Source organism: Marinobacter manganoxydans MnI7-9, assembly GCF_000235625.1.
Classification (GTDB): Bacteria; Pseudomonadota; Gammaproteobacteria; order Pseudomonadales; family Oleiphilaceae; genus Marinobacter; species Marinobacter manganoxydans.
Genome location: NZ_AGTR01000001.1, coordinates 66984 through 78710, shown reverse-complemented (window position 1 = coordinate 78710; position 11727 = coordinate 66984). Strand labels below are relative to the sequence as shown.

General features: G+C 57.6%; 13 protein-coding genes. 2 read left to right on the top strand and 11 right to left on the bottom strand.

Annotated features, from left to right (window positions below):
* From mnmA to KYE_RS22210, 4 genes are all read right to left on the bottom strand, one after another.
* Positions 1-1088, bottom strand: a 1088-nt coding sequence (mnmA, locus tag KYE_RS00335; RefSeq protein ID WP_008169207.1) for a tRNA 2-thiouridine(34) synthase MnmA, incomplete at its 3' end; no start/stop codon positions are given.
* A 36-nt stretch (positions 1089-1124) separates the two neighbouring features.
* Positions 1125-1589 (bottom strand): NUDIX hydrolase, encoded by a 465-nt coding sequence (locus KYE_RS00330; protein ID WP_008169205.1) that lies wholly within the window; start codon positions 1587-1589, stop codon positions 1125-1127.
* The gene (locus KYE_RS00325) at positions 1586-2218 is read right to left on the bottom strand and encodes a pseudouridine synthase (protein ID WP_008169204.1); all 633 of its coding nucleotides are present in this window, start codon (positions 2216-2218) and stop codon (positions 1586-1588) included. Before KYE_RS00325 ends, KYE_RS00330 begins: the two co-directional genes overlap by 4 nt.
* Positions 2219-2402: 184 nt before the next feature.
* Positions 2403-2714, bottom strand: coding sequence for a cold shock domain-containing protein (locus KYE_RS22210; RefSeq protein ID WP_008169203.1), 312 nt, complete (start codon positions 2712-2714; stop codon positions 2403-2405).
* Positions 2715-3020: 306 nt separating this feature from the next.
* On the opposite strand from KYE_RS22210, the gene clpS reads away from it, so the two are divergent.
* Entirely contained in the window at positions 3021-3380 is a 360-nt protein-coding gene (gene clpS / locus KYE_RS00315) for an ATP-dependent Clp protease adapter ClpS (RefSeq protein WP_008169202.1), read from the top strand.
* Between the two features lie 18 nt (positions 3381-3398).
* Positions 3399-5681, top strand: coding sequence for an ATP-dependent Clp protease ATP-binding subunit ClpA (gene clpA / locus KYE_RS00310; RefSeq protein ID WP_008169201.1), 2283 nt, complete (start codon positions 3399-3401; stop codon positions 5679-5681).
* Between the two features lie 105 nt (positions 5682-5786).
* Here clpA and infA read toward each other — a convergent pair whose 3' ends face one another.
* The 7 genes from infA to KYE_RS00275 all read right to left on the bottom strand — a co-directional run bounded on the left by infA (position 5787) and on the right by KYE_RS00275 (position 11701).
* On the bottom strand, positions 5787-6005 hold the full coding sequence (gene infA, locus KYE_RS00305) for a translation initiation factor IF-1 (protein ID WP_008169200.1): 219 nt from the start codon (positions 6003-6005) through the stop codon (positions 5787-5789).
* Positions 6006-6085: 80 nt separating this feature from the next.
* Positions 6086-6799 carry an arginyltransferase gene (locus KYE_RS00300; protein ID WP_008169199.1) on the bottom strand — a complete coding sequence of 238 codons (714 nt, stop codon included), beginning with the start codon at positions 6797-6799 and terminating at the stop codon, positions 6086-6088.
* Positions 6800-7513, bottom strand: a complete 714-nt coding sequence (gene aat, locus KYE_RS00295; protein ID WP_008169197.1) for a leucyl/phenylalanyl-tRNA--protein transferase — start codon at positions 7511-7513, stop codon at positions 6800-6802.
* A gap of 200 nt (positions 7514-7713) precedes the next feature.
* Positions 7714-8667 (bottom strand): thioredoxin-disulfide reductase, encoded by a 954-nt coding sequence (trxB, locus tag KYE_RS00290; RefSeq protein WP_008169196.1) that lies wholly within the window; start codon positions 8665-8667, stop codon positions 7714-7716.
* 142 nt (positions 8668-8809) lie between these two features.
* Positions 8810-9721 carry an AAA family ATPase gene (locus KYE_RS00285; protein ID WP_008169195.1) on the bottom strand — a complete coding sequence of 304 codons (912 nt, stop codon included), beginning with the start codon at positions 9719-9721 and terminating at the stop codon, positions 8810-8812.
* A gap of 7 nt (positions 9722-9728) precedes the next feature.
* Positions 9729-10652 (bottom strand): carbon-nitrogen hydrolase, encoded by a 924-nt coding sequence (locus KYE_RS00280; RefSeq protein ID WP_008169193.1) that lies wholly within the window; start codon positions 10650-10652, stop codon positions 9729-9731.
* A complete protein-coding gene (locus tag KYE_RS00275) occupies positions 10652-11701 on the bottom strand; it encodes an agmatine/peptidylarginine deiminase (RefSeq protein ID WP_227497704.1) in 1050 nt (349 codons plus the stop codon). Before KYE_RS00275 ends, KYE_RS00280 begins: the two co-directional genes overlap by 1 nt.
* Positions 11702-11727: the final 26 nt, after the last annotated feature.

The window sequence follows — 11727 nt, the reverse complement described above, 5'->3', positions numbered from 1 at the left end:
TCGCCGTCGTAGAAAACCACGGACTGCCCGGGCGTGACAGCCCGCTGGGCGTCGTCAAAATCGACGCGGACACCGCCGTCGATCAACAGAACCTGGCAATCCTGATCCGGCTGGCGATAACGGGTCTTGGCCTTGCAGCGGAAACGTCCAGCTGGTGCCTCTCCGGCAACCCAGTCGATCGGGCCGGATACTAGGCCACGGGAAAAGAGCAGGGGATGGTGTTTGCCCTGAACCGCAACAAGCACATTGCGGCTGAGGTCTTTCTCCGCCACATACCAGGGCTCGTCCCCGAATTCACTGAGACCGCCAATGCCCAGGCCCTGTCTCTGGCCGATGGTGTGATACATAAGGCCCTGGTGCCGGCCAATTTTCTGGCCGTCCGGTGTTTCAATGTCGCCGGGCTGGGCCGGAAGGTATTGCTTCAGGAAGTCTTTGAACTTGCGTTCGCCGATAAAGCAGATACCGGTGGAGTCTTTTTTATCATGGGTAACGAAACCCTGTTGCTCGGCAATACGGCGGACTTCCGGTTTTTCCAGCTCGCCGACCGGGAAAAGGGTCCGCGCAATGCGGTCGCCGGAGACGGCATGCAGGAAATAGCTCTGGTCCTTGTTCGGATCCAGTCCCTTCAGGAGTTGGGCCTTGCCCGTTGAACCAGCAATCGGCCGTTGCCGGGCGTAGTGGCCCGTTGCAATATAGTCGGCACCAAGGGTGATGGCATAGTCCAGAAAAGCCCGGAATTTCACTTCTTTGTTACAAAGAATATCCGGATTGGGTGTTCGTCCGGCCTGATATTCAGAGAGGAAGTGCTCAAAAACCCGGTCCCAGTACTCGGCCGCAAAACTGGCGGTGTGCAGTTTGATGCCGATGGCATCGGCAACGGCCTGGGCGTCGGCCAGATCTGTCATGGCTGTGCAGTACTCGGTGCCGTCATCCTCGTCCCAATTTTTCATGAACAGGCCTTCAACCTGGTAGCCCTGGTCTTTCAGAAGCCAGGCGGCCACTGAAGAATCCACGCCGCCGGACATGCCGACGATCACACGCGTGTTGGCGTTACTGTTTGGAGAGGAGGCTTCGGGTGCGTTGGTCATGACAGCTTCGTTACCGGCTAAAAAACCGCGAGTTTATCATCTTTCCGAGGGTGTCGTCTGCGCGTCCACCACCACGTCCAGCGGGTATCGCCGGCCGTTTCGGTAATCTTCTATGCACTGGATGACCAGCGGACTGCGCAGTTTGTCCCCCAGCGCGCGGATTTCATCCAGGGTGAGCCAGTGGGCGGCGATGATGCCATCGTCCAGCTGTTCAGTAACCCGGTCGCCAGCACGCGCAGCGTAGCAGAAACGATAGTAGGTAACGCCGTTGGCCGGAGCCTTGTAGGTGTAAATGCCAAGGAAGTGTATGGGCTCTATGTTCCAGCCCGTCTCTTCAAGGGTTTCCCGTCGGACGGCATCCAGAATGGCTTCATCTTCTTCGATATGGCCAGCCGGCTGGTTGAAAACAACCTTGCCGCCGCTGATCTCTTCAACCATCAGGTAACGGCCGGCTTCATCCTCGACTATAACGGCCACGGTAGCATGGGGTGTCCAGGTCATGATTTCCGGTTTCTCCTGGTTCGGGCGCCAGCGGCGTTGCCGCGGCGGGTTGGTTTTGGTGAAGCGGGTAGATTGACGGTGACCGTTCGATGGGCTCCCGATTCGAGGCCGTCAAGGGTCCAGTCACCAATCCGGTACCGGATCAGGCGAAGGGTCGGAAACCCGACGGCAGCGGTCATTCGACGTACCTGCCGGTTTTTGCCCTCGGTTATCGTCAGTTCAACCCAGCTCGTCGGAATGTTATCCCGATGTCGCACCGGAGGCACTCTCGGCCAGACCGCCGGGGCAGGCATTCTGTCGGCTTTTGCCGGCCGGGTCAGACCATCCTTGAGTTGCACGCCGGTAGCCAGGTGTCTCAGTGCTTCTTCAGAAATGTTTCCTTCTACCTGCACCCAATAGGTCTTTGGCATCTTCAGTGATGGTGACGCTATGCGGTGTTGGAGGGAGCCTTCCGCGGTCAGAAGGAGCAGGCCCTCGGAATCGTAGTCCAGACGTCCCGCCGGATAAATGCCCGGGATGCGTACGTAATCTGCCAGGGTAGCGCGAGGTGGTTTACTTCCGGAAGCGCCATCGTCTGTGAATTGGCTCAGAACATGAAAGGGTTTATTGAAAAGCACGAGTTCTGCCATGCGAAGGACTTTCCCGGATATCCGCTGTCTTTGAGCAGTGCAGCGTACTGCAAACAGGAAGGCTGGCAAAGTAGGGCGGGCGCCACCGCCCAGGGGGACCTGTCACCCGACGTTTTGAAGGACAAAAAAAGAGACCCCCACCAGCAGACGACCGGTGGGTGTGATTTTGCGTTACCAGAACAGGTCAGGCGTTGACTGCACGGGGCGGATAGCCGTCCCTGCCTGATTCCTGCTGGCCGGATTGTCCGGCAGAGTCGGTGCTGGCGTCAGTTTGCGCCTTGCTGGCAGGCAGCTCGTCGGGAACGATGTTGACTGCGTGAATGCCCTTGTCGCTGGGCTTTTTGTCGAAGGTTACGGCCTGGCCGGCTTTTAAGGTCTTGTAACCGTCCATTTGCACCGAAGAGAAGTGCGCAAACAGGTCGTCACTGCAGCCATCCTCGATGATGAATCCGTACCCTTTGGCATTGTTGAACCACTTGACCTTGCCTCTTGGCATGATGAACTCCCCTGTTCTTTTGCTGTCTCTATTCTTGTTAATTCTCTGTGTGCCTATCGGCGCCGTCGCACAGTCGGTCCGAATCCTGTTACACAAACCTTGCATGGATTTACATTATTTTACATTGCAACTTAACTTTCGGCCAATCATTGCGGTGAGTCAATAGTTTCTATGCCGGGAATGTGTGGTTGAACGCAGTCTGGAAGCGGTATCATGTTCGTATTGATAAATATCTCATGCCCCGCTTGAAAACCCCGGGGCGGACATCCACATTTAACAAGGGCACCGATAAACCGGTAAGGAATGATGCGGACTATCGAAAATTCTCTACTAGTATTCAATCAGGGGGAGGACGAACAACCGGGGCGACAGGATGACCTCAGCGTTGCTCCCGAGAAGCCCGCTCTCAAGCGCCCGGCGCGATACAGGGTGGTGCTTCTGAACGATGATTACACGCCCATGGATTTTGTGGTCGATGTGTTGATGAAGTTCTTCGGAATGAATGAAGAAAAGGCGACGCAGGTGATGCTGCTCGTCCATACACAGGGAAAAGCTGTATGCGGGGTATATACCCGGGACATCGCGGAAACAAAGGCGGCACAGGTGAACCAGTATTCTTCGGAATGCGAACATCCGCTCCTTTGCGAGATTGAACGTGCGGACTGATAGACGTTGGGGTGGCCCATGCTGAGCAAAGATCTAGAAATTACGCTGAATACGGCCTTCAAGAATGCCCGGGACAAGCGTCATGAGTTCATGACTGTGGAGCATTTGTTGCTGGCCCTACTGGATAATGAATCGGCAGTGGGCGTCCTGAAAGCCTGTGGTGCAGACCTCAAGCGGCTTCAGGAAGAGCTTGTCGAATTCGTGGACTCCACCACACCTTTGATTCCGAGCAGCGACAGTGAGCGCGAGACCCAGCCAACACTGGGGTTCCAGCGAGTCCTGCAAAGGGCTGTGTTCCATGTGCAGTCCTCGGGCAAGAAAGAGGTAACCGGTGCCAATGTGCTGGTGGCCATCTTCAGTGAACAGGAAAGCCAGGCGGTGTATGTGCTCAAGAAACAGAGCATCGCCCGCATTGATGTGGTCAACTTTGTTTCCCACGGCATTTCCAGGGTTCAGGGCGCAGAAGATCAGGAAAGTCACGATCAGGCGTCCCACGAGGAGGCTGGCGAGGAGGCTGGCGAGGAAGGCGGACAATCCAAGCCGCTTGAAAGCTACGCCACCAACCTGAACGAGCAGGCCCGTCAGGGCCGCATTGATCCGCTGATCGGCCGTGAACACGAAGTCGAGCGGGTGGTGCAGATCCTTGTACGCCGCCGGAAGAACAATCCGCTGCTGGTCGGCGAGGCCGGGGTTGGCAAAACCGCCATCGCAGAGGGGCTCGCCAAGCGTATCGTCGACGGACAGGTCCCCGATATTATTTCCGATGCGGTGGTCTACTCGCTGGATCTGGGTGCCCTGTTGGCAGGAACCAAGTATCGCGGCGATTTCGAAAAGCGTCTGAAAGGTCTGCTTGCCGAACTCAAGAAAGAAAACCACGCGATCCTGTTCATCGATGAGATCCACACCATTATCGGAGCGGGCTCTGCCTCCGGCGGCGTGATGGATGCGTCGAATCTGTTGAAGCCCATGCTCAGTTCGGGTGAAATCCGGTGCATTGGCTCTACAACGTTCCAGGAGTTCCGGGGTATTTTCGAGAAAGACAGTGCCCTGGCGCGCCGTTTCCAGAAAATCGATGTGAACGAGCCCAGTGTTGAGGACACCTACCAGATCCTGAAGGGCCTCAAGCCGAATTTTGAAAAGCACCACGATCTCAAATACACCGACAAGGCGCTTCGGGTGGCTGCAGAGCTGTCCGACCGTTACATTACTGATCGTCACCTACCGGACAAGGCGATTGACGTCATTGACGAGGCGGGCGCGCGCCAGCGGCTGCAGCCGGAAGGCAAGCGTAAGAAGACCGTTGATGTCACCGAGATCGAGGATGTGGTTGCAAATATTGCCCGTATCCCACCGAAGAACGTGTCTACCAGCGACAAGGATCTGCTGCGGAATCTGGAGCGGGATCTGAAGATGACGGTCTTTGGTCAGGATCCGGCCATCGAATCGCTGTCCACTGCTATCAAGCTGGCTCGCGCCGGGCTCAAGGCCCCCGAGAAGCCAGAGGGTGCCTTCCTGTTCGCAGGGCCGACCGGTGTCGGTAAAACCGAGGTTACCAAGCAGTTGGCCAAGGTTCTGGGTATCGAACTGGTACGCTTTGACATGTCGGAGTATATGGAGCGGCACACCGTATCACGGCTGATCGGTGCGCCTCCGGGCTACGTTGGGTACGATCAGGGTGGCCTGTTGACCGAGTCGGTGAACAAGCATCCGCACTGTGTCCTGCTGCTGGACGAGATCGAGAAGGCCCATCCGGAAGTGTTCAACCTCCTGTTGCAGGTCATGGATCACGGTACGCTGACCGATAACAACGGCCGCAAGGCAGATTTCCGCCACGTGATTCTGGTAATGACCACCAACGCTGGTGCCGAGAGCATGGCTCGTCGCTCTATTGGCTTCAGCGAGCAGGATCACAGCACCGACGGCATGGAAATTATCAGCAAGACCTTCACGCCGGAATTCCGCAATCGCCTGGACGGTATCATCCAGTTCGGCGACCTGCAGATCGATACCATCACCCACGTGGTTGACAAGTTCCTCACCGAGCTGCAGGCGCAGCTGGATGAGAAGCATGTGGTTCTGCATGTGGATGACGAGGCGAAGGCCTGGCTGGCCGAGAAGGGCTATGACGTCACCATGGGCGCCCGCCCCATGTCCCGCCTGATCCAGGACAAGATCAAGCGGCCGCTGGCCGAGCAGATCCTGTTCGGGCGCCTTTCAGAGAAAGGCGGGGATGTCTTCATCCACCTGCGGGATGACGAGCTGGTATTCGAGTACGAGGACGAGCCTGCAGAGGCGGTCTGAGACAGGCTCGATTAAAGAAAAACCGCTGGCCGGGTAACCGGCAGCGGTTTTTTTGTGCCCTGACGAAAAAAGCCCCCGAAGGGGCTTTCAGATGTCATGGGAGCATCAACGGGCGCGATATACGATCCGGCCCTTGCTCAGGTCATAGGGAGTCAGCTCAACCTTGACCTTGTCACCTGTCAGGATGCGGATGTAGTTCTTGCGCATCTTTCCGGAGATATGGGCTGTCACAACATGACCGTTGCTCAGCTCAACGCGGAACATGGTGTTTGGAAGGGTATCGATAATAACGCCTTCCATTTCAATGGCATCTGATTTCGGCATTCAGTAGAAACCTCGTTTGAATATGCTTCTGGTGATTCTAAATTGCGCAATTCTGCCTGATTTATCGGCGTTTGGCAAAGTTAGCCTGCGTCCAGTTCACGCCAGTGCCCGTCTCTCAGTGCTTCGATGGGTCGGAAGCGTGTTTTGTAATTCATTTTTCGGCACTGCTTGATCCAGTAACCAAGGTACAGGTGGGGAAGCCCCCTGCGGCGGGCTTCCTCAATTTGCCAGAGGATTGCGAAGGTGCCCAGGCTGCGGTCCTCCAGATCAGGATCGAAAACTGTATAGATGGCCGAAAGGCCATCGTCCAGAAGATCGACGGCTGCCAGTCCTACCAGCCGTTCGCCCTGGTGGATTTCCAGAAACCAGGAATCGGTTGCGCCTTCTACCAGAAACGAGGTGAACTGTTCCCGGGTCGGCGGGTACATATCGCCGTCCTTGTGCCTTTGTTCGATGTAATTGGCGTAGAGCTGGTAATACCTCTCCGCAAAGGTGGCGGGCACCATGGTGCACTGCAAATCCTTGTTTTTGCGGAGAACCCGCCGCTGGCTTCTGTCCGGCTTGAAATCATCAACTTTCAACCGAACTGGTATGCAGGCATTGCACTGCTCACAGTGAGGGCGGTAGTAGTGGGATCCGCTGCGGCGAAAGCCGAGAGCCGTGAGTTGGCTGTAAAGCTTTTTGTCGATATGAGCCCGCGGATCCACAAACATGGTGGTGGCCTCGCGGTCTGGCAGGTAGCTGCAATCGTGCGGTGGTGTCGCGAAGAACACCAGGGTTCTGAGATTGCTCATTCACTCCTCCGGCCCGGGCCAACGCCATAGGAAGGTCCAGTCGGTCTGATCCGGTTTCTGATCGATGGTCATCCTGAGTATAGATAAAAACTCTTCCCGTGGAATAGTCCGTGCGCCCATGGTAAGCAGGTGCCGGCTCTCTACCTGGCAATCCATGATCCGGTAGCCCCAGAGCTGTAACTGGTGCGCCAGGTGAACCATGAGAACTTTGGACGCGTTGGTTTCCAGAGAAAACATGGATTCACCGAAGAAACACCGGCCAATTGCCAGTCCGTACATGCCACCAGCCAATTCACCACGCTGGTTCCAGATTTCGATGGAGTGGGCGACGCCCATGCGATGCAGCTCTGAGTAGCTGGCAATCATTTCCTCGGTAATCCAGGTACCTTCGGCACGGGTTGAGGCGCACAGGCGGATGATTCGTCCGAAGTGTCTGTCTGCGGTTACCTGGAAGCGTTGTTGGTTCAGGGTCCGGCGCAGGCTCCGTGAAACGTGGATTTCGTTCGGAAAAAGGACACACCGCGGATTCGGTGACCACCACAAAATGGGCTGGTCGTCGCTGTACCAGGGGAAGATGCCGTTCCGGTAGGCCAGTATGAGTCGCTCAGTGGAAAGGTCGCCGCCGAGGGCGAGAAGGCCGTCCGGGTCGTCCAGGGCTTCGTTGGCGGGGGGGAACCAGAGTTGGTCCGGGTCTAGCCAGGGTAGTGAGGTCATCCTTCTCCGGCAATTACTGCAATGTTTCGGTTCTATTTTACAGAGTACCGGCCGGTGGGAGCCGCCTTCTGAAACACGCTGTGAATACGTCCTTGTACGCTTGGCTCCGCCATCCATGGCTCCGCACAGTTTCAGAAGGCGGCTCCCACCGACCTTCGCAAACTTTTGAGTTCGCGTTCCTTTTCTTTACTCAAGCACAATCAGTCTTGCTGATCCAGAAACTTTTCCGCATCCAGGGCGGCCATGCAGCCGAAGCCGGCGGAGGTGACGGCCTGGCGGTAGACGTGGTCGGCTACGTCGCCGGCGGCGAATACGCCGGGAATGCTGCTCTGGGTGGCCATGCCTTCGAGGCCGGAGCGGATGCGGATATAGCCGTTCTCCATGTCCAACTGGCCCTGGAACAGGTCGGTGTTGGGTTTGTGGCCGATGGCGATGAATACGCCGGCCAGGTCCATTTCCTGGGTGGAGTCGTCTTTGGTGCTTTTGATGCGCATACCGGTGACGCCGGTGCCGTCGCCCAGGACTTCGTCGAGGGTGTGGTCCCAGACGATCTTGACGTTGCCGTTTTCGGCCTTTTCAAACAGTTTGTCCTGGAGGATCTTTTCGGCACGCAGGCTGTCGCGGCGGTGCACCAGGGTCACTTCGTCGGCAATGTTGGAGAGGTACAGAGCCTCTTCGACCGCGGTGTTACCGCCGCCAATAACGGCAACTTTTTGCTTCTTGTAGAAGAAACCGTCGCAGGTGGCGCAGGCGGAGACGCCCTGGCCTTTGAATTTCTCTTCAGACTCGAGTCCGAGATACATGGCGGAGGCGCCGGTAGCAATGATCAGGGCGTCGCAGGTGTACTCGCCGCCATCGCCCTTGAGGCGGAATGGGCGGTTACGGAGGTCGGCTTCGTTGATGGTGTCGTAGACGATGCTGGTTTCGAAGCGTTCGGCGTGCTTGAGCATGCGCTGCATGAGCTCCGGGCCCTGAACGCCGTCGTTGTCGCCGGGCCAGTTGTCGACGTCGGTGGTGGTGGTGAGCTGGCCGCCGACTTCAATACCGGTAATCAGGGTCGGGTTCAGGTTGGCGCGCGCTGCGTAAACGGCAGCGGTGTAACCTGCGGGGCCGGAACCGAGGATGATCAGTCGGGAATGTTTGGTGTCGCTCATTGGGAATTCTCTCACTGAAAAAGCCGTACGTTGCCGGGCCCCGGTTTCAGGGCCAGACGCTTCGGGGAAAGGGGCAAAGGCTAACATGAAAGGCGCGGTCTGCCATTCGTTTTGGCCAATTCCGCTTATAAAACCTTGCTATTTACTCAAGCACAGAGACAGTTGCCAACAGCTGACGAACCCTTTCCGCACTTTTTCCGGACTCGCCCTGTTCGAGACGGTGGGCCGCCACTGCAGGGAACACGGCCTGGATGTCGTCAGGCAGCACGTGATTACGCCCCTCCATCAGGGCCCAGGCTTTGGCGGCCCGCACCAGTCCCAATCCCGCCCGGGGCGAAAGCCCGTACAGAAGGCCGGGCATTCTCCGGCTCTGTTCCAGCAACCGCTGCACGTAATCCAGAAGAGCCGGGCTGGCGGTTATCCGGGTAACGCCTTCCTGCAGGGTTTTCAGGTCGGCCTGGGAGAGCAGGGTCGGCAGCTTTTCAGTCATGGCACGACGGTCTTCGCCCTCCAGCAGCTCCCGCTCGGCCCGCGGGTCCGGATAGCCGAGGCGAAGACGCATAAGGAACCGGTCCAGTTGGGACTCGGGCAGGGGATAGGTGCCGCCCTGCTCGATGGGATTCTGGGTGGCAATCACGAAGAACGGATGGGGCAGTGGCCGGGTCTCGCCCTCGATGGACACTTGCCGTTCTTCCATGGCTTCGAGCAGAGCGCTCTGCGTTCGCGGTGATGCCCGGTTGATTTCATCAGCCAACACCACCTGGGCAAAGATCGGGCCGGGGTGGAATACGAGGCTGCCGGCCTGTTTGTCGTACATGGAGTAACCCAGCACATCCGCCGGAAGCAGGTCGTTGGTGAACTGGATGCGCTGGTACGTCAGCCCCATCACCTTGGCCAGGGCATGAGAAAGAGTGGTTTTGCCCATGCCGGGGATATCTTCGATCAGCAGGTGCCCCCGGGCCAGAAGCCCGCAGAGGGCAAGGCGTACCTGTTGGTCTTTGCCCAGGAGTATCTGGTTCAGTTCGCTGACTACGGTATCGACCAGTTTTTTCATTCGGGGCTCAGTCCCTTACGCGTTTGAGGATGTCGCCGTAGGCGTCTATTCGGCGATCTCTCAAATACGGCCAGATACGGCGAACCGATTCACTGCGGTTGCGATCCAGGGTGACGGCAAGGATACATTCGGAGCTGTCATCGCCCCGGGCTAGCAACTCACCCTGCGGGCCACAGATAAAACTGTTGCCCCAGAAACGGATGCCGTCGCTGTGCCCGGAGGGGTCGGGTTCGGTGCCTACCCGGTTCGGAGCCACGACTGGCAGGTTGTTGGCAACGGCATGGCCCCTTTGCACGGTGACCCAGGCGTCCAGTTGACGCGCCTGTTCATCGGGGTCATCCGTTACATCCCAGCCGATCGCAGTTGGGTAGATCAGGATCTCGGCGCCAGCCAGGGCCATCAGCCTTGCGGCCTCGGGGTACCACTGGTCCCAGCACACCAGCACGCCGAGCCTGCCGACAGACGTATCGATAGGCGTGAAACCGCTGCGGCCATCGTTGAACTGGGCGTCACCGGGCGTGAAGTAGAATTTTTCATAGAACCCCGGGTCGTCCGGAATGTGCATTTTCCGGTACAGCCCTGCCAGGGAGCCGTCTTTCTCAAATACGACCGCCGTGTTGTGGTACACGCCGTTCATACGACGTTCGAAAATGGATCCAACCAGCACAATACCCAGTTCCCGGGCCAGGTCAGACAGGCGCTTGCTGGTAGGACCGGGAATCGGCTCTGCCAGCTCGAAAACAGACGTTTCCTCGGTCTGGCAGAAATATAAGGTGGCGTGAAGTTCCTGGAGGATCACCAGGTTGGCGCCACTGGCTACGGCCTCACGAACCAGTTTTTCGGTAGTGGCGAGGCTGGCGGCCTTGTCGCTGCTACAGGCCTGCTGGATGGCGGCAACATTGATTTGGCTTTTGCGCAACTCACTGCTCATCAACTGACTACTCCGGCCGGAATTTGCATGGTTACACAGTGAAGGCTGCCATGCTGACGAATCAAGGGCCGGCAATTGATCAGCACTATTGCTCTTGTCGGAAAGATCTCTTTCATGACAGCAATGGCGTCCTGATCCTGATCAACGCCGTAAACGGGAAGCAAAACCGCTTCGTTGATGATCAGGAAGTTGGCATAGGTGGCCGGAAGACGCTCACCATCCTCATCATGAATGGCATCAGGCCAGGGCAGAGGCGTCAGCTTGTAGGGGGCGCCGTCGGCCTGGCGGAACTCCTGAAGTTCCTCCTCCATGGCCGCCAACGCGCTGTAGTGTTCATCCGCCACATCTGGGCAACTCACGTAGCAGATGTGATCCGGGGCGCAAAATCGGGCGAGGGTATCGATGTGGCTGTCGGTGTCATCCCCGGCAAGATAGCCGTGGTTGAGCCAGAGAATCCGCCGGATTCCCAGCACCTCGGAAAGCAGCTGTTCAATCGCCGTGCGATCCATGGCCGGATTTCGGGTGGGCGTCAGCAGGCACTCGGATGTGGTCAGCAGGGTGCCTTCACCATCCGATTCAAATGAACCCCCTTCCAGCACAAAACCGACCTGCTGCATCCCGGTTGTGCCGAAGATGCCAGCATTGAAAAGGTGATTATTTAACGCATCGTCCTTTTCCCAGGGGAACTTTCCGCCCCAGGCGTTGAACCTGAAATCCAGCAGTGTCGGCCCTTCGTCGGTGAGAATGGTGATGGGGCCATGGTCGCGGGTCCAGGTGTCATTCGCCGGTGCCGGAACCGATCTCACGCGGCCCGGAAAACCGTTGTCCGCGGCGTACCGATTGAGGTCCCGTTCTAGCTCCTGCAGGCGGACTACGTGTTCGCAACTGATAACAAGGTGTTCGTGTGGGAGTACGGCTTTCGCGATGTCGAGGAACACCGGTTCAACTTCGTCGATCAGGCCTGCCCAGTCGGTTCCCGGGTGGGGCCAGGTCAGCATGACGGCACTCTGGGGCGCCCACTCTGCGGGCAACACTCGTTTGGTTGTCACTACGTCACCTTGAATCATAAAAGACG